Source organism: Clostridium sp. HGF2 (assembly GCF_964240115.1).
In the GTDB taxonomy this organism is placed as follows: Bacteria; Bacillota_I; Bacilli_A; order Erysipelotrichales; family Erysipelotrichaceae; genus Clostridium_AQ; species Clostridium_AQ innocuum.
Genome location: NZ_CAXSSO010000004.1, coordinates 1 through 20,096, shown reverse-complemented (window position 1 = coordinate 20,096; position 20,096 = coordinate 1). Strand labels below are relative to the sequence as shown.

The following is a 20,096-nucleotide window of genomic DNA, read 5'->3' as shown; positions in this document are numbered from 1 at the left end:
CATATGAATTTATGGGATGCACGATTCAAGAAGGAAGCGGATCAGCGGCTGAATGATTTCAACTCCAGTATTTCCATTGACCATCTTATGGTTACACAGGATATAAAAGGCTCCATGGCGCATGCGGCCATGCTTGCAAAGCAGGGAATTATTTCAAAAGCAGACGGTGCTGCCATCGCGCAGGGGCTGGAAGCGATTCAAAGAGATATTGAGAGCGGCGCGCTTTTGATTGATCCCTCAGCCGAGGATATTCATATGTTCATGGAGCAGGAGCTTACAAAACGGATTGGGGATGCGGGAAAGCGATTGCATACAGCGCGCTCCCGTAATGATCAGGTGGCACTGGATACCCGTATGTATTGCAGTGATGAGGTACGTACGGTATGTGACAAGCTGCAGGAGCTGCTTACGGTCCTGTGTGAAAAGGCACAGGAGCATACGGAAACCATCATGCCGGGCTACACGCATCTGCAGCGTGCGCAGCCCATCACCTTTGCACATCATCTGATGGCCTATGCGGAGATGTTTTTACGCGACCTTCAGCGATTGCAGGAGGCACAGAAGCGTATTCGCACACTCCCGCTGGGAAGCGGTGCTCTGGCAGCTACCACCTATCCGATTGACCGGGAATTTGTAAAGGCGCAGCTTCACTTTGACAGCATCAGCATGAATTCTCTGGACGGTGTCAGTGATCGCGACTTCTGTATAGAAATAGCATCCGATCTTTCTATGGTTATGATGCATCTGTCCCGTTTTGCGGAAGAGGTGATTCTGTGGTGCTCCTGGGAATTTAAATTTATGGAGCTGGACGATGCCTTTGCGACAGGAAGCAGCATTATGCCGCAGAAGAAGAATCCGGATGTGGCAGAGCTGATTCGTGGAAAAACCGGACGGGTCTATGGCGATTTACAGACGCTGCTGACGATGATGAAGGGACTTCCGCTTGCCTATAATAAGGATATGCAGGAGGATAAGGAGGCAGTTTTTGATGCTCTGCATACAGTGCAGCTGTGTCTGACCACCTTTACACCGATGCTCAAAAGCGCTGCAATTCGCAAGGATAATATGCGTAATGCAGCCGCCAGGGGCTTTATCAATGCGACCGACTGCGCCGATTATCTGACGAAGAAGGGCATGGCATTTCGGGACGCTTACCGGGTCTTGGGCAGATTGGTAAGCTATGCACAGGAACAGGAAAAAACATTGGAAACACTGACACTGGATGAGTATAAAAGCTTCAGTGATCAGTTTGAAGAAGACATCTATGGAGCGATTTCTCTGGAGACCTGTGTGAAACAGCGAAAGGTCATCGGCGGACCGGCTCCGGAAATCGTTGCCGCACATATTGAACATGTGAAAGCGATACAAAAGGAGATGGATGCAGATGAAATTGATTAAAGCGGGGGTCATTGGAGCCAGCGGCTATGCCGGTGCAGAACTTGTGCGGCTGCTGCTGATGCATCCATATGCCGAGCTGACGGCAATCAGCTCCAAAAGCTATACCGGAAAGCCTATCAGTGAATTATATCCGGGCTTTTACCAGCTCTGTGATATGGTGTTCAGCGATGAGGACACGGTGATTGCAGCATCGGATATCGTATTTGCATCCCTGCCGCACGGACTCAGTGAGCCGCTGGCACGCAAATGCTATGATGCTCATGTGAAATTCATTGATCTGGGAGCGGATTTCCGTCTGCGTGATGAGCAGGATTACAGGGAATGGTACAAACTGGATTATCATGACAGTGAGCTCCATGAATTGGCTGTATACGGCTTGCCGGAGCTGTATCGTGCGCAAATTAAAGGAGCGGATATCATTGGAAATCCGGGCTGTTATCCAACCAGCATCGCGCTGGCACTTGCACCGCTCATGAAGCTGGGGCTGGTCAATGAGCAGCATATCATCATCGATGCGAAGTCGGGGACAACCGGGGCAGGCAAGGGACTGAGTGATAACACACATTTCCCGCGCTGCAACGAAGCCTTTGCTCCGTATAAGGTTGCGGCACACCGCCATACACCGGAAATTGAACAGACTCTGTCCGAGCTGTGCCACAGTAAAGCCAGCATTACCTTTACACCGCATCTGTTGCCCATTAACCGCGGTATCATTTCCACGATTTATGTGGATTTGACGGATGAAGCAATTCTGGAGGAGCTTTGGTCGATGTATCGGCTGTTCTATCAGGACGAACCCTTTGTCCGCGTACTGCCTCTGGGCAGCTGTGCGGATTTGAAATATATTAAGTATTCGAATTTCTGCGATGTATCCCTGCATATGGATGCTCGCAATAACCGCCTGATTCTGGTATCGGCCATCGATAATATGGTGAAGGGTGCTGCCGGACAGGCCATACAGAATATGAACATTCTGTTCGACTGTAAGGAGGACAGCGGGCTGATGTATGTGCCTGCCTCCTTCTAGGGAAAGGAAATTGATTATGGTTACTTGGATGGAAAACGGTATTTGTGCACCTGTGGGCTTTCAGGCTGCTGGAATTCACTGCGGGATACGCAGGAACCGCTCGAAAAAGGATCTGGCTCTGATTTACAGCAGTGTCATGTGTACGGCTGCCAGCACATATACATTAAACAAGGTGAAGGGAGCACCGATCGCTGTTACAAAGCGGCATCTGCAGGACGGTCATGCCCAGGCGATCATCTGCAATTCCGGCAATGCAAATACCTGCAACGCCAATGGAGAGGAAATCGCAAATCGCATGTGTGAGCTTTGCGCACAGGAGCTGAATCTAAACGCAGAGGATATCATCGTTGCTTCTACCGGAGTCATTGGTGAGCCGCTGAGCATTACACCGTTTGAAAAGCACATGCAGGAGCTGGTTTCTGCACTGGATGTGAAGGGCGGAAGCGATGCCTGTGAGGGAATCATGACCACAGACACCTTTAAGAAACAATTCGCAGTGACCTTTACGCTGCAGGGCAGGGTATGTCATATCGGCGGTATGGCCAAGGGGAGCGGTATGATTCACCCCAACATGGCAACGATGCTGGCATTCCTCACAACCGATGTGGCGATTTCTGCCGAGCTGCTGGATGCCGTTGTGCATGAGGTAGTCGCAGACACCTTTAATATGGTCAGTGTCGATGGGGATACCTCAACGAATGACATGCTGAGTATTCTTGCGAATGGTCTGGCAAAGAATCCGGAAATCTGTGAGCTTAATGAGGATTATGAAGCCTTTAAGCAGGCACTGATGGAAATCTGTGTGGAAATCAGTCGAAATATCGCCAAGGACGGGGAAGGAGCTACCAAGCTGCTGACCTGCAGGGTAGCCTCTGCCAAGGATACGAAAACAGCGAAAGCGATTGCAAAATCCGTTGTCACAAGCTCTTTGTTCAAGGCTGCCATGTTCGGACGTGATGCCAACTGGGGGCGTATCCTGTGTGCCATCGGATATGCAGAGGGGGATTTTGATATTCATAAGGTGGATGTCACGCTAGCCAGTAAGGCAGGCCGTATGCTGGTATGTAAGGATGGCGCAGGCTGCGGCTTTGATGAGGAAGAGGCACTTTGTATTTTAAGTGAGAGTGAAATTGATATTCTGATTGATATGAAGCAGGGGAGTGCACAGGCTACGGCATGGGGCTGTGACCTGACGTATGATTATGTGAAAATCAATGGAGACTATCGAACATAGGATAAGGGAGATGTGAGTACATTGAAAATAGATGCCATACAGAAAGCGACCATATTGTCCAAGGCACTTCCGTATATACAGAAGTATAACGGAAAAATCGTTGTCATTAAATACGGCGGAAACGCCATGAAAAATGAAACGCTGAAGCAAAATGTCATGACGGATATTGTATTGCTGTCGGAAATCGGTGTGCATGTCGTGCTGGTGCACGGCGGAGGGCCGGAAATCAACGGTATGCTGCATAAGGTTGGTAAGCAGTCACGCTTTGTCGCAGGACTACGCTATACAGATGAGGAAACAATGGATGTTGTACAGATGGTGCTGGCTGGAAAAACGAATAAGGATCTGGTGTCCCTGATCAACCAGAAGGGTGCCAGAGCGGTCGGCATCAGCGGAATGGATGCCAATTGTATTCAGGCAAGGCAGTATACGGTGGATGAGGGCGATCTCGGCTTTGTCGGTGAAATCGAGGAGATTCATGAGGAGCTGATTCTGGATATCATTGAAAAGGGCTATATTCCGGTGGTGGCCAGTGTCGGCTGTGACGCGGCAGGACATGCCTATAACATCAATGCAGATACGGCAGCGGCCAGTATTGCGGCTAAGCTGCATGCGGAAAATATGATTCTGGTTAGCGATATACCGGGGCTTTTACGAAATCCTGAGGATGAAGGCTCGCTGATTCCAAGAGCGACGTTATCCGAAATTGAGGAATTGAAAAAGGATGGTGTCATCAGCGGCGGGATGATTCCCAAGGTGGACTGTCTGGTGACAGCTGTACAGGGCTCTGTGCAGCGGGCGGTGATTATCGATGGACGGGTTCCGCATTCCATCCTGATTGAAATGTTTAGTGAAGAAGGCATCGGAACCCTGGTAGAGGAGTGAGAATATGGGTATAAAAGAGAATGATCAGCGCTATATCGCCCACACGTATGCACGCTTTGATGTTGTGCTGACGCATGGCAAGGGCTGTCGGGTATATGATGAAAATGAAAAGGAATATCTGGATCTGACAGCCGGTATCGGTGTAAATGCACTTGGCTATGCGGATGATGCATGGGTACAGGCTGTTGCGAGCCAGGCGGCCACGCTTCCGCATGTGTCCAATCTGTATTATTCACAGCCGGACAGTGATGTGGCAGAGCTGCTGTGTGAGCGATGCGGCTTTACCAATATGTTTTTTGCGAATTCCGGAGCAGAGGCGAATGAAGGTGCAATCAAGGTTGCCAGAAAATATTCCAGTGATCATTATGGCTCTGGACGGCATGAAATCATCACGCTGGTGAATTCCTTTCACGGACGAACCATTACGGCGTTGAGTGCAACCGGACAGGATCATTTCCACCAGCATTTTGATCCCTTTACACCCGGATTTGTACATGCGGTTGCCAATGATATTGCGGATTTGAAAAGCAAAGTCAGCAAGCGTACCTGTGCTGTCATGCTGGAGATGATTCAGGGAGAAGGCGGTGTACTTCCACTGGAGCCGGCGTTTGTGAGCGCGGTGGCAGAGCTGTGCAGAGAGCGGGACATCCTGCTGATCGTGGATGAGGTGCAGACCGGTATCGGGCGTTGCGGTACCCTGTATGCATATGAACAGTATGGGATTCATCCGGATATCGTTACCACAGCAAAGGGGCTGGGGAACGGTCTTCCGATTGGTGGTGTCCTGTTGTCGGAAAAGGTATCCGACACCTTTCATCCCGGCGATCATGGTACAACGTTCGGTGGCAATCCCATTGCCTGTGCCGGTGCATGTGTTGTATTAAAGCGCATGGATGAAGCGTTTCTGAACGCTGTTCAAAAAAAGGGTGCTTATGTAGAGCAGCGACTGAGCAAAATGCCGCATGTCGTACAGGTCAATGGTCTGGGACTCATGCGTGGTGTGGTTCTGGATGGTGTTACAGCCAGGGATGTTGTGGCTGCATGCATTGAAAAGGGCGTATTGCTTTTAACGGCCAAGGACAAGCTCCGCCTGCTGCCTCCGCTTACCATCACACTGGAGGAGCTGAAGGAAGCGATGGATGTTATGGAAGCTGTACTGACGCAGATTGCGTAAGGAGGAAGACGATGAAGCATTTACTGACACTTGCAGATTTGACAAAGGAAGAGCTGTATGATCTGCTGGATTTGGTAGACAGTCTGAAAAAAGAAGTGAAAAAGGGTGTGTTTACGCCATACCTGCGAAATAAAACGCTTGGTATGATTTTTACCAAATCATCCACCAGAACCCGTGTTTCCTTTGAAACGGGAATGGCACAGCTGGGTGGCACTGCACTGTATCTGAATGCCAATGATATGCAGCTGGGACGCGGAGAGCCAATCAAGGATACGGCACGTGTGCTGTCCCGCTATCTGGACGGCATTATGATTCGCACGTACAAGCATTCCGATGTAGAGGAGCTTGCGGAATATGGAAGCATTCCTATTATCAATGGTCTGACAGACTATGTGCATCCCTGTCAGGTGCTGGCAGATCTACAGACGATTCGGGAACACAAGGGTACTCTTACGGGTTTGAAAATGTGCTTTATCGGTGCCGGAAATAATATGGCGAATTCCCTGATCAACGGTGGAATTCTCGCCGGCATGGAGGTGGCATGTGCCTGCCCGCTGGAATATCTGCCGGATGAGGAAATCACGAAGCGTGCACAGGCCAGCGGACGCTTCACACTGACCCAGAATGTGCTGGAGGCCGCGAAGGATGCGGATGTACTGGTGACGGATGTGTGGGCGAGCATGGGGGAAGAGCAGGAGGCTGCTCAGCGCAGGAAGATCTTTGAGGGCATCTATCAGATCAATGATGCATGCATGGCTGTGGCAAAAGCGGATGCCATGGTACTGCACTGCCTGCCTGCACATCGGGAAGAGGAAATTACAGAGAAGGTATTTGAAGCTCATGCGGATGAAATCTTCGACGAAGCGGAAAATCGTCTGCATGCGCAAAAGGCGGTTCTTGTTACACTGCTGAAGGACTGATCGAAAGAAACGGATGGTGAAGCTGTCCGTTTTCTTTTCCCTTTCGATACGCTGGAACATATGGTGAAAAGCAATACATAATACTGTTCAGTAAAAACGACATTACCTCTGTGCTTGATATGAGCTGAAGGAAATTTACAGTATCCCACTGACTGGATAGGGAGTCGGTTCTTTTCCTGATGATATATTTTATATGGTTTTTATGTGATTTTACAGACAGGTATGGTATAATCAACACAGACAAATGAGGTGATTTTATGAAAAAAATCGTTCTGCTGCTCATGGTCAGCCTGTTATGCGCATGCAGTGCAAATACGGAGGCAGATAAGTCAGAACCGAATAAAAAGGATGCCTACTGCTCAGATGAAACAGATAAAAGCAGTGCCTGCGGAATTGACGAAAGTGCGGATATGAGCGGATATAAGGATTTTAGGGAAACAAAAAATCAGTTTGTAGATTCGGATATGCAGGAGGCTCTTTCCGTATTTCAGAAAAAGGAAAGTGCAATCCTGTATTTCGGATATCCAAGCTGTCCGTGGTGTGTGGAGGCACTGCCTGTGATGAATGAAGTCGCGAAGGCAGATAAGCAGCATATCTTATACATACGAACAAGAGATGACAAGAAGGAGCTTCTCTATACACCAAAGCAGAAGCTGGAGATGATTTCTTATACAAAGCAGTTTATGGAAAAGGATGATCAAGGTGAGTATCAGCTTTACGTGCCCTTTGTCGTGGTCGTAAAGGATGGAAAGGCTGTTTCCGGACACATTGGTACGGTGGATGGTCATGATGCGCATGAACGGAAAATGACAGAGAAGGAAACGCAGGAGCTGAAAAAAATCTATGAGGATATGTTTTCTGCCGTAACAAAATAGGGGGATTTTATGAGTAATCAGGTCAAACAGCTGACACTGTCAGCATTCTTTCTGGCACTGGGGCTTGTACTGCCCTTTGCCTTTCATTCCTTTGGACCGCAGGCAGGCACAGTTTTTCTGCCGATGCATATACCGGTATTGCTGTGCGGATTTGTGTGCGGCCCCGCCTATGGCGCTCTGGTTGGCATGCTGACACCGCTGCTGTCGAGTGCATTAACCGGCATGCCGCCGCTCATGCCGACCGGAATTGCCATGTGTGTGGAGCTGTCGACGTATGGCTTTTTGAGCGGATGGATGACTAAAAAGCTGCCGCTGTATCCTTCTTTAATTATCACGATGCTGGCAGGAAGGGCAGTCAGCGGACTTGCCAACCTGGTGCTGCTGAGCATGGCACACAAGGCATATACCATGCAGATATTTTTAACTGCCGCCTTTGTTACTGCGATACCCGGCATTGTGCTGCAGCTGGTGATGATACCGCTTCTTGTGAGTGTCGTGAAAAAGCTGGAGGTCAGAAAAGCAGAGGATTGATGCAGTCGAACAGGCAGTTCTGCTGTGTATGCTTTCATATATGTAGAAGGGAAGAGTGTATGCGATTAGGAAATCGCTGTGCAGTCTTCCTTTTTTATTGAAGTATTGCATCCTTTGCAGATTGAAAAATCCTTAGGATATTTCAGCGGTGAAATAAGCGAGGGCGCGGCAGAGGGGGCGTGTGCAGCTTCAATAAAAAGATACAGTCTCGCAATCACTATGTACAGGGGTGTGGGGCATACCAAAAGCAGAAAAAACCGGACAGTGTCCGGATTATGTATAATATTCGCCTATGCAACCTCGTACTCTTCGGAAACGAATGTAATCGTTCCCTGTGAAAGGGAAGCGATGCGTGCCTGAGAATACACCGGATACCCCTGCGCCTCTACCTTCAGGCGCCCCCGCTGAAAGGCTTTCTCAATTACGATTCCTATGCCCTCGATAAAAGCGTTTGCCTGCTTCAGTATTTCGATCCCGCCAAGACATGCCTCACCATTCGCCATGAAATCATCCAGAAACAGGACATGGTCATCAGCGGACAAATATTTCTTACTGCAGATGATATCATAATCCTTGTTTTTGGTAAAGGAATGGATCTGACAGGTATACAGATCGTCCTTCATGATCCGGGAGGTATCCTTTTTGAAATAGACAACGGGAACCTGCAGCAGGTAACCGAGCATGACTGCGGGTGCGATACCACTTGTCTCAATTGTCGCAATTTTGGTGATGTGCTTATCCTTGAAATGCTCTTTGAAATCCTTTGCCAGCTCCATCATCAGCTGTGCATCAATTTGATGGTTCAAAAAAGCATCCACCTTTAAAACATCCTCATTCAGAGCATTGCCGTATTTTTTTATGTATTCTTCCAGTAATCTCATACAAACGCTTCCTCTCTCTTAAATTGTATAAAAAAACGAGACTGATTTCTCATGGGTATTATTATAATATGGAGATAGAGAAATAGCAATCCTTTTTTTGCTTGCATGGGACGGGTGCTTCGACTGTAAAAAGGATACGAAAAAAGCTTATATTTCCTGATAAAGAATACTTGCGGCAGCGAAAAGGCTGTGGTATGATGTTGACCAATGAGGTGAATTATGAAAAAAATATACGCAAATATGATACTGGTGGTTGTTACCGTTGTCTGGGGAGGCGGTTTCATCGCTACCGACGGAGCGCTGGATGCGTTGTCTCCGTTTTATATCATGATGATACGATTTGTAGGGGCTGCTGTTTTTCCACTGCTGATCTGCTGGAAAAAGCTGCGCAGGCTGGATCGTGCAACGATTGGACATGGAATCGTGACAGGGATATTTCTGTTTCTGGCGTTTGCCTTTCAAACCTTTGGCTTGAAGTATTCAACGCCGAGTAAGAATGCATTTCTTACCGCTACCAATGTGGTGTTTGTACCCTATCTGCTCTGGCTGCTTTGGCATCGGCGTCCCTCCCGTAAGGAACTGATTGCATCATTGCTGTGCATTGTGGGTATTGCACTGCTGACGTTGAAAAAGGATGCACTCATGCTGGGCTTCGGCGATATGCTGTCCCTTGTCTGCGCCTTGTTCTTCGCATTGCATATCATTGCGCTGGAACGCTACTCCGCCCATGTGGATACGGTGTGCATGACCGCTTTACAAATGATGACCGCCGGCGTTATTTCCACGATATGTGCATTGACGCTGGAACAGCCGCCGACCTCCTTTAACTGGCATGCGGCAGGAAATGTGGCCTATCTGATTTTTGTGTCAACTCTGCTTGCCTATCTGCTGCAGACCTTTGCGCAGAAATTTACAACTGCCAACAGCGCATCCCTGATCCTGTCCATGGAGGCGCTGTTTGCTTCCATCTTCTCCTTCCTGCTGCTGGGGGAGGTAATGAGTCCTCCGATGATACTCGGAGCCTGTCTGATTTTCTCCTCCATTCTATATATTGAATATAAGCCGGGACGAAAGAAGAAAGACAAGCAGCAGGATATCTGCTGAAAAAAAGTATAAATACATAAAAAGCTGTAAATTTTTACGATTTACCGCTTTTTTTATACGTACGCTTTGTGATATAATTATCATGTTAAAAAAAGCACAAGCTGTTTATACTGCTTGTGCATAGAGGAGGATATTATGTCATTATTTGATCACGAAGCCAGACAGTTTAAATTCGACGTACTGAGAGAGGTCAGCAAGCGTGCGTTTGATGGAAAACTGAATGATGACGTCTGTGATGAGGTAGCGAATCTGTTGATTCCGGGGAAACATGCAGAATTCCGCTGCTGTATTTATAAGGAAAAAGAAATCATACGCCAGCGGACGCGAATGGCGCTTGGTAAGCCGCCGGTACCGGTGGAGAATGACAACAAGCGTCAGATTGTACGCGTGATTGAAGCAGCATGTGACGGCTGCAGCATCCATAAAATACAGGTGACGGATAATTGCCGGAAGTGTATGGCAAAGGCCTGCCTGTCTGCATGTAAATTTGATGCGATTCATATGGGGGAGGATCACGCTTTTATCGATTATGATAAATGTAAGGAATGCGGGGCCTGCAAAAATGCATGTCCGTTCAATGCCATCGTTGAAACACAGCGTCCCTGCATGAAAAGCTGTCCGGTCGATGCGATCCGTATGGGAGAAGACGGACTGGCGAAAATCGATGAGGCAAAATGTATAAATTGTGGTGCCTGTCAGGCGAAATGTCCGTTTGGCGCAATTGAGGATATGTCCTGGATGCTGGATGTTATCGAGCTGCTGAAGAAAAAAGAAGAGGTTTATGCGGTGTTTGCTCCTGCTATTCAGGGGCAGTTTGACAGCGCAACGCTGCCGCAGATCATGCAGGCAATGCGTGAGCTGGGCTTTAGCGACGTATACGAAGCGGCTATTGGAGCGGATGCTGTGGCATGGTATGAAAAGGAAGATGCAAAAAAGCACAAGGCAGAGGGAAAGAAAATCACTACCTCCTGCTGCCCTGCCTTCGTAAACATGGCGAAGCAGCATTTCCCGACGGTATATGAAAGCAGTGTTTCACATATGGTAAGCCCAATGGTTGCGACAACGCGCTATCTGAAAAAGCATCACCCGAATTGCAAGGTCGTATTCGTGGGACCATGTGTTGCGAAAAAGCAGGAGGTTCAGGACAGTGAGGTTGATTTCTGTATCACCTTCGAAGAGCTTGGTGCAATGTTTGTATCCAGGCATATCTCTCCGGAAAATGTTCCTGCGAAGGAAGAGGATACCGCTTCTGCCTATGGACGATTCTTCTCTGTCGGCGGTGGTGTATCCAAGGCGGTTGCCGTTGCTTTAAAGGAGAATAATGATGAGGCGGTAACAGCGGAATATGCAGATGGAAGCGATGCCTGCAAAAAAGCGCTGCTCATGATGAAGGTGAATCGGTTTCAGGCAGACATTCTGGAGGGTATGGCATGTCAGGGCGGCTGTATCTGCGGACCGGCGACTATAGAAAATATGCCGAAAGCGAAAGCACGCATGACCAAGGAAAATTTGGCAATCAAGGATAAGACGATTGCATCTACCCTTGAGAAATATGATTTCTCGGATATTGATTTACACAGATAAAGAATGATGAGGTGGGAATCGGGACATTCGTAACCCGATTCCTGCCTTTTAACGTTGAAGGCTTTTTATGCTGTATACCAGTTTTTCGCTGTGTCTGATCGGCCAGAATCCGCACCTTCAAGCTGCAGCGGTTTCTGCCATAAAAGCAATCCGTTCCACAAAATTCTACAAATCTCACACAAATGGGCGATGTACAATGTAAGCGGGTGATAATCTATGAAATTGTGTTATGCGATTCAGCCTGCCTTTTATGATATCATGAAGCAGAGTGGGAACATACAGGCATTGCTGGAAGGGATGGATGAGCAGCAAAGAAGCAGAATCCAGATTCCGATAGAAATGCAGTCCCTGCAAGAGAGTGCGGAGGCTTTCTTTCAAAAGGAAATCGAGTGCAGAAAGGACTGTCTCAGCTATGATCATTTTTTGAAATCCCGGGTATATGTGGTGTACATACGGGAGGGAGCGGCATGCATGGAGGATTGCACGAATCCGTTTTATCAGCTGCTGAAAAGAAAATATCGCTGCCTTCTGGTCCAAGAAGTGGATAAATAGGGCGAAAACTATTGTAAAATCTCCATAAAAATAGTAAAATATGCTTATTGTAAGGAGGATTACATATGGATTTTTTAAGCTCTGTGTTATTTACCCTTGTAGGATTGGCAATTGGGGGATTCCTCGGTTTCTATTTCACAAAAAAGAAATTCGAGAAAGAACTTAGAGAAAACCCGCCTATCAACGAGAAAATGATTCGTGCGATGTTTTTACAAATGGGAAGAAAACCATCTGAGGCTCAGATTAAACAGATAATGAAGTCAGTGAACGCAAACAGATAATACACGGTGATGACCGTGTTTTATTTTATCTTGTTTCTTGTATTCTGATTTTGAAGAATCTTTCTGTTTCCTGACGATTTTATAACGAATCTGTAAGTTAGCTTCACAGGGGAATAAGTATGCTATAATGAGTATGGTGATAAAGTGAAGATTATAAGAAAACTGTTCCTGATTTTGCTGCTGATCGTTTTGATTGCTCTCACACTGTTTGTAGGACTTGGCTTTGTAAATTATGTCAAGGCTACCAATGAGGTCAGCATCAGTGAAAAGGTAGAGGAAATTAAACATAAAAAGTCCTATGTAACGTATGATGAAATCAGCGAGGAGCTGCTGCAGGCAACGGTTGCAATCGAGGACCGGCGCTTTTATGAGCATCATGGGGTGGAGTACCGTTCCATGGCCAGAGCGCTGTACCAGAATGTGCTGGCGGGGCAGATTCGCGGAGGAGGGAGCACCATCACGCAGCAGCTGGCAAAAAATATGTATTACACCTATCAGCCGTCCTATCTGCGCAAGGTCAGTGAGATTTTTACCGCATACGATCTTGAAAGGGAACTGAGCAAAAAAGAAATATTGGAGCTGTATGTCAACGTGATCAATTACGGAGATAATTATATCGGAATCAAGGCGGCAAGTGAGGGATATTTTCATAAGGAACCAAAAGATTTGACGCTGGATGAGGCAACGCTTTTGGCAGGTCTTCCACAATCTCCTGCAAATTATCAGCTGAGTAATCATGAATCCGCAGCCAGAAATCGGCAGATTCAGGTACTGAATGCAATGATTCGTGAAAATATGATCGATGAGCAGCAGAAGGCGGCAGTCATGAAGCAGGTGGAAAAGTAAGCGCTATTCCTGAATCAGTAAGCACGCATTGTCTGCATAAGGCATAGCAGCAGGTATAAAAAAACCTTCAACACAATCGATGAATAAGGATATATCTCTCATTGATTGCTGTGATGGTTTTCTTTTTTTAGGAATGATTTGCAAAAAAAGCTGGCGGGTATATATATGAAGCTTGAAACAGCAGACAATGACTGTGCCATCGCATAAGCCGGTGTGTACAATGCGGATCAATTGAAAATGGAATCGGAATTCTTATAAATAAAAAAACAGATACGATGTATCTGTTGTCTGGTTTACTGGTGCCCGAGGCCGGACTCGAACCGGCATGGTATTGCTACCGACGGATTTTGAGTCCGTTGCGTCTACCAGTTTCACCACTCGGGCGATTGCTTTGTTATTATAGCGTATTTATTTAGGAATTGCAATCCTTTTTTTATGAAAAACATAGGATAATGGTGAGCTCCTGCAGATAATGTAAGAATTGCTGTGACTGAAATAAAATGAAAAAAACCTTTGCTTTTTACCATGGATTTTACATTTTTTTTAAACTGTGTTATACTTATAACTACACATGGTGAAAAAGGATGGGGACGCAGAAATCGCCTTTCATCTTACGTCGCCGGTACGCTGTCGACAGACAGTTTTTTCTATTTGGGAAAGAGAGGAGGAATATAGATGTTGGAATTTCAGCATGTTTCCAAAACTTTTAAAAATCAGGAGGTTCTTCATGATATCAATATGGAGATTCACGACGGGGAATTTGTTGTACTGATCGGCCCCAGCGGCTGCGGGAAGACAACGTCCCTGAAAATGATCAATCGTTTGATCGCTCCCTCGAAAGGTCAGATACTTTTGAATGGCAGTGATATTCGAAATGAGGATGTGATTCGTCTGCGAAGAAATATGGGATATGTCATCCAGCAGACAGGCTTGTTTCCGCATATGAATATAGAGGATAATATGGAGGTGATTGCAAAGCTGGAGCATGTGGAGCAGGCACAGCGCAGGGCAAGGACCAGGGAGCTGATGGAAATGGTCGGACTGGACTATGCCGAATTTTCCCAACGCTATCCGCAGGAGCTCAGCGGCGGTCAGCAGCAAAGAGTCGGTGTGGCCAGAGCCTTTGCTCTTGATCCGGATATCATCCTGATGGATGAGCCGTTTTCCGCACTGGACCCGATTACGCGATCATCACTGCAGGATCAGCTTTTACAGATTCAGGAAAACGTGAGAAAAACGATCGTATTCGTAACACATGATATGGATGAGGCAATTAAAATTGCAGATCGTATCTGCATTATGCATGATGGAAACATTGTGCAATTCGATACACCTGAGGAAATTCTAAAGCATCCGGTTAACGAATTTGTCAGCAGCTTTGTCGGTAAAAACCGCATCTGGGATTCGCCGGAGCTGATTCGTGCTAGTGATATCATGATTAAGCGTGTCATTACAACCTATCCGGGTGTTTCTCTGGTACGTGCCTATGAATACATGCGTTACAACAAGGTGGATACGCTGATGGTGGTTGATCACAGCCAGATGCTGCAGGGAATGATCACGGCCAAAATGATTCGCAGACAGCCGCGGGACAATCACCTGCTGGTGCGTGATATTATGGTCAATCCTGCATACTGTGCTCAGGAGGATGATAACCTTGTGGATGTTATGCAGCAGACAAGACAGCATGACTTTTACAATGTTCCTGTATTGGATGAGCAGGGAAAGCTGCGTGGACTGATTACCAGAAGCTCTCTGGTGACAACCTTCTCCAAGCAGTTTGATCTGGAAGAAGGTGAACAGGCATGAGTGAATTTCTCGAATATGTACAATCCATCCAGGGACAGATTTTATCGTTGAGCTGGGAGCATGTGGAGCTTACGCTGTTATCTGTGATTCTTGCCATTGCGATTGGTGTTCCTCTTGGGATTTTAATTTCCTATCTCAAAAAGCTGACAAAGCCGGTTCTGGGAATTGCCAATATCGTTCAGGCCATACCGAGCCTTGCCTTGCTTGGGTTTGCAATCCCGTTCCTTGGAATCGGCTCCAAGCCCGCCATCTTTATGGTTATTCTGTATTCGCTTCTGCCAATTATTAAAAATACGTATACCGGTATTCAAAGCATACCGGATCAGACACTGGAGGCGGCTAAGGGTATCGGTATGACAAGAGCGCAGATTCTTATAAAGGTACAAATTCCCATGGCATTGCCAATTATTATGGCGGGTGTACGGATTTCTGCTGTTACAGCTGTCGGACTGATGACGATTGCGGCCTTTATCGGAGCAGGAGGTCTTGGCTACCTTGTATATTCTGGTATCCGAACATCCAACAATATGCAGATTCTGGCCGGTGCAGTTCCTGCCTGTATTCTGGCGCTGGTTATTGATTCCTTTATGGGAATCCTGGAGCGTGTGGTTGTTCCGGAAGGACTGACGATTGGAAATTTACAGACCAATCGACCTGTACGCAAATCAACAAAACTTATCGTATCGCTGCTGTGTCTTTGCCTGCTGATGGCTTCTGTTGGGGGCAGACTTATGAAGGGCGTGAGTAAGGACGCTTTGCATATCGGGAGCTCCGATATGAGTGAACAGCTGATTCTCGGCAACATGTATGCCGATATGATAGAAGCGAAAACGGACTACAAGGTACAAAGAGATCTTTCTCTTGGCGGGGTACAGATATGCTTCAGCGCACTGCAAAACGGTCAGATTGACATGTATGTTGATTATACCGGAACATTATATGGCGATATTTTAAAAATGAAATCAAACAGCAATGCAGATGAGGTGTATCGCATTGCGAAAGAAAAAATCAAAGAACAATATAATCTTACACTGCTGGATCAGACGCCGTTTAACGATACCTATACCTTTACTGTGCGCAAGGATACAGCAGAGAAATACAATTTAAAGACAGTCAGTGATCTGGAAAAGGTATCCGATCGTCTTACCATCACACCAACCCTGGCATTCAATAATCGTAAAGAGGCGCTGCCAGGCATCAAAAGCAAATATCCGAACATGAACTTTCAGGATAATATTGCAATGGATGGAGCGACACGCTATGTAGCTCTGGCCAATAAAGAAAGTGATGTGATTGATGCATATTCCACGGACGGACTGATCGACTATTATGATCTGGTCGTGCTGGAGGATGATAAACAGTATTTTCTTCCATACTATGGGGTACCTATGGTAAGCGATCATCTGCTTACGGAGTATCCGGATGCAGTTGGGGTGATCAATGAGCTTAGCAAGCATCTGAGCAGCGAGGGGATGCGAAAGCTGAATTATGAGGTGGATGTAAAAAAACGTGAGCCGGCAGAGGTTGCACACGAATTTCTGGTACAGGAGGGGCTGCTGGAAAAATAAGCGTACAGTGCATAGAAAAGGTTACCTCCTGTATCAGTACGCTTACCTGCGTAAAGCTGTGATCTGCTTATAAAATGAATGGGACTCTTATTCTGTTGGATGATATCCAATGGAAGCTGAGGCCCTTTTGTTATTCCGGGATAGAACAGCAAAATTAGGAAAACATGTCCTGACTATCCGTTTAGATATTCAATGCCCTTTAGAATAGGATCGAAATATTTCATATCTTTTTCCATTTCCCCTGCATTTCGCTGTGCGGGCGCAGATATTGCATAATTGTTTTGTTTCACACTTTATTCTTTGGCTGTTATAAACCTCTATCCGTTTCCAGGATGGTGCTGTCGGGGTTTGCTTTTAACTTTCTAAGCAAATATCACAACACCTGCCTATGTCTTTTCGGCAGTATCCTGCAATATGCAAAATCGGCGTATCGTCTAATAGGAAATAAATATATCATACAGGCAATTACCGCCCCGTTAAATAAAAGTAGTCTTAAAAGAAGCAGCTAGCATTCAAGAGGTCCGCATTTGGATTATGCGCTGCTTTTAACTCAACATATTTTCTGTTGAAAGGCGCTAGGGATTGTTTCTGCTTATGGAATCCGGGAAGAGATTGCTGCGAAGCAAACTTTTCCAGCCGCTTCGCCAGTGGTTCCTTTCATTTATGAATTTTCTTTCTTCGCATTGATAAGGTAGTGGACTATATCAGCTGTAAAGAATCAATACAGCATGCCTTTGGCAATGTATATTCTATATTGCTGCTGTCAACCATTTTCTATATTGCTGCTTGCAAGTTCGTGAAAACATGATATACTATAATCGTTTACAAGTAAACTAATGGAGGTGATGACATGCTCAAACATACCAATTTGGAAACACTTGTAAAGCGTTGTGCGGCTTTTCGTAAGGTTTATGCCAGAATAAGTGCGCCTGAGCTGAAGCATTACCAGCTCTCTCCCAGCGAAGTGGATATTCTGATTTTCCTATCCAACAATCGTACAATCAATACGGCAAAGGAGCTGAGTGCATTTCTTGGTATATCCAAGGGGCTGGTTGCCAGAGGGATTGAATCCCTGCTGCTAAAGGGATATGTATACATAGAAACAGACAATAGTGACCGGCGTATACAGCACCTGTTTCTGACAGAAGCGGCACAGGAGGTCATTCAGGTGCTTTTGAAAAAACGCAGCGAGGTGGAAGCTCACATTCTGAAGGGGATCCCACAGGAGCATATAAATATCGTCCTACAGACCTTTGATCGCATCAATGCGAATATCGAAAATATTATAGAAACAAACGAACATACATTGGAGGAATGATGAATGAAGATGTCAAAAGAAGTGGATTTGGGAAAGGAACGCATTGGCAGATTATTTTTTATGCTGGCAGTACCGGCTATTTTATCACAGCTGGTTAACGCTCTGTACAATATGGTAGACCGTATGTATATCGGTCATATACCGGAAGTGGGTGCAACGGCCCTGACAGGTGTCGGAATCAGCTTTCCTATTATCATGATTATATCCGCCTTTGCGGCACTTGTCGCAATGGGGGGAGCACCACGTGCTTCTATTCTGATGGGGCAGCAGGATATCAAGGGGGCGGAGAAGATTCTCGGAAACTGCTGCTGTGCCCTGATCATCACCGCTCTGGTGCTTACCATAGCTGTCATCGGTTTTCATACACCACTGCTTTATATGTTTGGAGCAAGTGAGAATACGATCGGCTATGCACAGTCCTATATGATCATATATGCTGCCGGCACGATTTTCGTCCAGCTTACGCTTGGGATGAACGCCTTTATATCCGCGCAGGGCTTCAGCAGAATCAGTATGCTGACCGTTGTAATCGGAGCAATCACCAATATCATTTTGGATCCGATACTGATTTTTGTTTTCGATATGGGAGTGCAGGGTGCTGCGCTCGCCACGGTTATATCACAGGGTATTTCTTCCGTTTGGGTCATGCGCTTTCTGATGGGAAAGCAGACGATATTGAAGCTGCGCATGAGCAATTTCCGTATAAAAGCAAAGGTGCTGTTACCCTCGCTTGCCTTAGGTGTGGCACCCTTCATAATGCAATCAACGGAAAGTATTCTCGTATTGTGCTTTAACTCTTCCCTCTTGAAGTATGGGGGAGACCTTGCAGTCGGTGCTATGACGATACTATCGAGTGTTATGCAGTTTGCCATGCTGCCACTATCCGGCTTTACCCAGGGAGCACAGCCGATTATCAGCTATAACTACGGAGCAAACAATGCCTATCGTGTGAAAAAGGCCTTTCGTCTTTTGCTGATCAGCTGTCTGACCTACTCTGCTGTACTCTGGCTGCTTGCCATGGTGGTGCCGAATATGTTTGCGGCGATATTTACCAGTGATCCCGCTCTAACAGAAATTACCGTGTGGGCTTTGCGCATTTATATGGGAGGTTGCCTGCTGTTTGGCGCACAGATTGCCTGTCAGCAAACCTTTATTGCCCTTGGCAACGCAAAAACCTCAGCATTTCTTGCGATGTTTCGTAAAATTATCGTTTTGATCCCGCTGATTTATATCCTTCCGATGTTTATAGAGGATAAGGTTATGGCAGTATTTCTGGCAGAGCCGATCGCGGATATACTGGCCGTTCTGACTACGGTAACGATGTTCGTGCTCTTCTTCAAAAAGCTGCTTCGTAACATGGATGAAGAACATGTGGAAGAAGCAAAGCAGCAAACACAACTGGAGGAAAAGGAAGCATAAACCGTTAGAGGGAATGAATGCCAAAGAGCTTTCCTGCAATTCTGATATATAGAAGGGTTTCTTATAGGATATTAAGCAATCGTATAGGAGCCCTTTTATTATGTCATCAAAAGAAGGAAAGGGAACTGTGAAAATCTACTACAAGATTGGGGAAGAAGCTGATTTTACCATAGGTATTGCCTTGTGTATGGTATACTTCTATATATAGAATACGGATGCAGTAAAACATAGAGGAAAGAGAGATACTATGAGGGTAAAAGATTTCTTTAAAAAATTATGGAAGCAAGATGAAGAGCAGGTAGTGCAGAGACAGGATACAGTGGAACGAGTCGGCAAAGATATAGAATTTTACCGTTGTGATCCTGCTGCATGTGATGAAGTGGTATTTCGGATGAAACAGGTAAGGAACGCCTGTGTAAATGAAAAGTAGACTGGATCTTACGAAACCGTGATCTTATTCCACTGGATCCGCCATCCTATAGGCGATGGGGAAGGTTTGTACGGTATATGATAATCAGCTGTCGCATGCGGCGTATCGAAGGCGTTGTGACACAGTTTGCTGATTTATGACAAAAAAGTCAAAAAAATAAAAAAAAGCTGTTGACACAGGGTATGATTCGTTGTATTATATACGAGCGCTGATGAGTACAGCGGCGCACGAAATAGAAATTTCGGTCTTTGAAAACTGAA

The 20,096-nt window shown here is 46.3% G+C and carries 18 protein-coding genes and 1 tRNA gene; 17 read left to right on the top strand and 2 right to left on the bottom strand.

Features of this window, described 5'->3' with window-relative positions; translation table 11 throughout:
- Nucleotides 1-3: 3 nt before the first annotated feature.
- The 8 genes from argH (at nt 4) to ACESPQ_RS08240 (ending at nt 8,044) form a co-directional block, all read left to right on the top strand.
- Nucleotides 4-1,398, top strand: a complete 1,395-nt coding sequence (argH, locus tag ACESPQ_RS08275) for an argininosuccinate lyase (RefSeq protein ID WP_109771447.1) — start codon at nt 4-6, stop codon at nt 1,396-1,398.
- Complete coding sequence (gene argC, locus ACESPQ_RS08270) at nt 1,391-2,425, top strand: N-acetyl-gamma-glutamyl-phosphate reductase (RefSeq protein WP_373144304.1); 1,035 nt, start codon at nt 1,391-1,393, stop codon at nt 2,423-2,425. The genes argH and argC overlap by 8 nt, the downstream gene beginning before the upstream one ends.
- Nucleotides 2,426-2,441: 16 nt before the next feature.
- Complete coding sequence (gene argJ / locus ACESPQ_RS08265; protein ID WP_257376759.1) at nt 2,442-3,659, top strand: bifunctional glutamate N-acetyltransferase/amino-acid acetyltransferase ArgJ; 1,218 nt, start codon at nt 2,442-2,444, stop codon at nt 3,657-3,659.
- A 21-nt stretch (nt 3,660-3,680) separates the two neighbouring features.
- Nucleotides 3,681-4,544 (top strand): acetylglutamate kinase, encoded by an 864-nt coding sequence (gene argB / locus ACESPQ_RS08260; RefSeq protein WP_038274713.1) that lies wholly within the window; start codon nt 3,681-3,683, stop codon nt 4,542-4,544.
- 4 nt (nt 4,545-4,548) lie between these two features.
- Nucleotides 4,549-5,718 (top strand): aspartate aminotransferase family protein, encoded by a 1,170-nt coding sequence (locus ACESPQ_RS08255; RefSeq protein ID WP_109771445.1) that lies wholly within the window; start codon nt 4,549-4,551, stop codon nt 5,716-5,718.
- Between the two features lie 11 nt (nt 5,719-5,729).
- Complete coding sequence (argF, locus tag ACESPQ_RS08250; RefSeq protein WP_373144247.1) at nt 5,730-6,638, top strand: ornithine carbamoyltransferase; 909 nt, start codon at nt 5,730-5,732, stop codon at nt 6,636-6,638.
- Nucleotides 6,639-6,895: 257 nt separating this feature from the next.
- A complete protein-coding gene (locus ACESPQ_RS08245) occupies nt 6,896-7,513 on the top strand; it encodes a TlpA family protein disulfide reductase (RefSeq protein ID WP_002611407.1) in 618 nt (205 codons plus the stop codon).
- Between the two features lie 9 nt (nt 7,514-7,522).
- A complete protein-coding gene (locus ACESPQ_RS08240; protein WP_109771443.1) occupies nt 7,523-8,044 on the top strand; it encodes an ECF transporter S component in 522 nt (173 codons plus the stop codon).
- Between the two features lie 290 nt (nt 8,045-8,334).
- On the opposite strand, the gene ACESPQ_RS08235 is transcribed toward ACESPQ_RS08240, so the two are convergent.
- Nucleotides 8,335-8,925, bottom strand: a complete 591-nt coding sequence (locus ACESPQ_RS08235; protein ID WP_002611403.1) for a xanthine phosphoribosyltransferase — start codon at nt 8,923-8,925, stop codon at nt 8,335-8,337.
- Nucleotides 8,926-9,144: 219 nt separating this feature from the next.
- Here ACESPQ_RS08235 and ACESPQ_RS08230 point away from each other — a divergent pair, with 219 nt between their 5' ends.
- The 5 genes from ACESPQ_RS08230 to ACESPQ_RS08210 all read left to right on the top strand — a co-directional run bounded on the left by ACESPQ_RS08230 (nt 9,145) and on the right by ACESPQ_RS08210 (nt 13,292).
- Nucleotides 9,145-10,029 carry a DMT family transporter gene (locus ACESPQ_RS08230; RefSeq protein ID WP_065531605.1) on the top strand — a complete coding sequence of 295 codons (885 nt, stop codon included), beginning with the start codon at nt 9,145-9,147 and terminating at the stop codon, nt 10,027-10,029.
- A gap of 135 nt (nt 10,030-10,164) precedes the next feature.
- Nucleotides 10,165-11,613 (top strand): 4Fe-4S dicluster domain-containing protein, encoded by a 1,449-nt coding sequence (locus ACESPQ_RS08225; protein ID WP_002611399.1) that lies wholly within the window; start codon nt 10,165-10,167, stop codon nt 11,611-11,613.
- 216 nt (nt 11,614-11,829) lie between these two features.
- Nucleotides 11,830-12,165, top strand: coding sequence for a hypothetical protein (locus ACESPQ_RS08220; protein ID WP_002611398.1), 336 nt, complete (start codon nt 11,830-11,832; stop codon nt 12,163-12,165).
- A 65-nt stretch (nt 12,166-12,230) separates the two neighbouring features.
- Nucleotides 12,231-12,446 carry a YneF family protein gene (locus tag ACESPQ_RS08215; RefSeq protein WP_002611396.1) on the top strand — a complete coding sequence of 72 codons (216 nt, stop codon included), beginning with the start codon at nt 12,231-12,233 and terminating at the stop codon, nt 12,444-12,446.
- A gap of 144 nt (nt 12,447-12,590) precedes the next feature.
- Nucleotides 12,591-13,292 (top strand): biosynthetic peptidoglycan transglycosylase, encoded by a 702-nt coding sequence (locus ACESPQ_RS08210; protein WP_002611394.1) that lies wholly within the window; start codon nt 12,591-12,593, stop codon nt 13,290-13,292.
- Between the two features lie 297 nt (nt 13,293-13,589).
- On the opposite strand, the gene ACESPQ_RS08205 is transcribed toward ACESPQ_RS08210, so the two are convergent.
- Nucleotides 13,590-13,676: transfer RNA gene (locus ACESPQ_RS08205), tRNA-Leu, on the bottom strand.
- Nucleotides 13,677-13,967: 291 nt separating this feature from the next.
- Between ACESPQ_RS08205 and ACESPQ_RS08200 the strand changes: the two genes are divergently transcribed.
- The 4 genes from ACESPQ_RS08200 to ACESPQ_RS08185 all read left to right on the top strand — a co-directional run bounded on the left by ACESPQ_RS08200 (nt 13,968) and on the right by ACESPQ_RS08185 (nt 19,406).
- Nucleotides 13,968-15,101 carry an ABC transporter ATP-binding protein gene (locus tag ACESPQ_RS08200; protein WP_002611392.1) on the top strand — a complete coding sequence of 378 codons (1,134 nt, stop codon included), beginning with the start codon at nt 13,968-13,970 and terminating at the stop codon, nt 15,099-15,101.
- Complete coding sequence (locus ACESPQ_RS08195) at nt 15,098-16,669, top strand: glycine betaine ABC transporter substrate-binding protein (RefSeq protein ID WP_002611391.1); 1,572 nt, start codon at nt 15,098-15,100, stop codon at nt 16,667-16,669. The genes ACESPQ_RS08200 and ACESPQ_RS08195 overlap by 4 nt, the downstream gene beginning before the upstream one ends.
- 850 nt (nt 16,670-17,519) lie before the next feature.
- The gene (locus ACESPQ_RS08190; protein WP_002611390.1) at nt 17,520-17,987 is read left to right on the top strand and encodes a MarR family winged helix-turn-helix transcriptional regulator; all 468 of its coding nucleotides are present in this window, start codon (nt 17,520-17,522) and stop codon (nt 17,985-17,987) included.
- 3 nt (nt 17,988-17,990) lie between these two features.
- Nucleotides 17,991-19,406: an MATE family efflux transporter gene (locus tag ACESPQ_RS08185; RefSeq protein ID WP_009587599.1), complete on the top strand. Its 1,416-nt coding sequence runs from the start codon at nt 17,991-17,993 to the stop codon at nt 19,404-19,406.
- Nucleotides 19,407-20,096 lie beyond the last annotated feature (690 nt).

Excerpts from the sequence above, each read along its gene's own strand:
- ACESPQ_RS08230 (WP_065531605.1), top strand. The coding sequence starts at position 9,145 with ATGAAAAAAATATACGCAAATATGATACTGGTGGTTGTTACCGTTGTC.
- ACESPQ_RS08200 (WP_002611392.1), top strand. The coding sequence starts at position 13,968 with ATGTTGGAATTTCAGCATGTTTCCAAAACTTTTAAAAATCAGGAGGTT.
- ACESPQ_RS08255 (WP_109771445.1), top strand. The coding sequence starts at position 4,549 with ATGGGTATAAAAGAGAATGATCAGCGCTATATCGCCCACACGTATGCA.
- ACESPQ_RS08215 (WP_002611396.1), top strand. The coding sequence starts at position 12,231 with ATGGATTTTTTAAGCTCTGTGTTATTTACCCTTGTAGGATTGGCAATT.
- ACESPQ_RS08190 (WP_002611390.1), top strand. The coding sequence starts at position 17,520 with ATGCTCAAACATACCAATTTGGAAACACTTGTAAAGCGTTGTGCGGCT.
- argF (WP_373144247.1), top strand. The coding sequence starts at position 5,730 with ATGAAGCATTTACTGACACTTGCAGATTTGACAAAGGAAGAGCTGTAT.
- ACESPQ_RS08245 (WP_002611407.1), top strand. The coding sequence starts at position 6,896 with ATGAAAAAAATCGTTCTGCTGCTCATGGTCAGCCTGTTATGCGCATGC.
- ACESPQ_RS08235 (WP_002611403.1), bottom strand. The coding sequence starts at position 8,925 with ATGAGATTACTGGAAGAATACATAAAAAAATACGGCAATGCTCTGAAT.
- ACESPQ_RS08185 (WP_009587599.1), top strand. The coding sequence starts at position 17,991 with ATGAAGATGTCAAAAGAAGTGGATTTGGGAAAGGAACGCATTGGCAGA.
- ACESPQ_RS08220 (WP_002611398.1), top strand. The coding sequence starts at position 11,830 with ATGAAATTGTGTTATGCGATTCAGCCTGCCTTTTATGATATCATGAAG.
- ACESPQ_RS08225 (WP_002611399.1), top strand. The coding sequence starts at position 10,165 with ATGTCATTATTTGATCACGAAGCCAGACAGTTTAAATTCGACGTACTG.
- argH (WP_109771447.1), top strand. The coding sequence starts at position 4 with ATGAATTTATGGGATGCACGATTCAAGAAGGAAGCGGATCAGCGGCTG.
- argJ (WP_257376759.1), top strand. The coding sequence starts at position 2,442 with ATGGTTACTTGGATGGAAAACGGTATTTGTGCACCTGTGGGCTTTCAG.
- ACESPQ_RS08240 (WP_109771443.1), top strand. The coding sequence starts at position 7,523 with ATGAGTAATCAGGTCAAACAGCTGACACTGTCAGCATTCTTTCTGGCA.
- ACESPQ_RS08195 (WP_002611391.1), top strand. The coding sequence starts at position 15,098 with ATGAGTGAATTTCTCGAATATGTACAATCCATCCAGGGACAGATTTTA.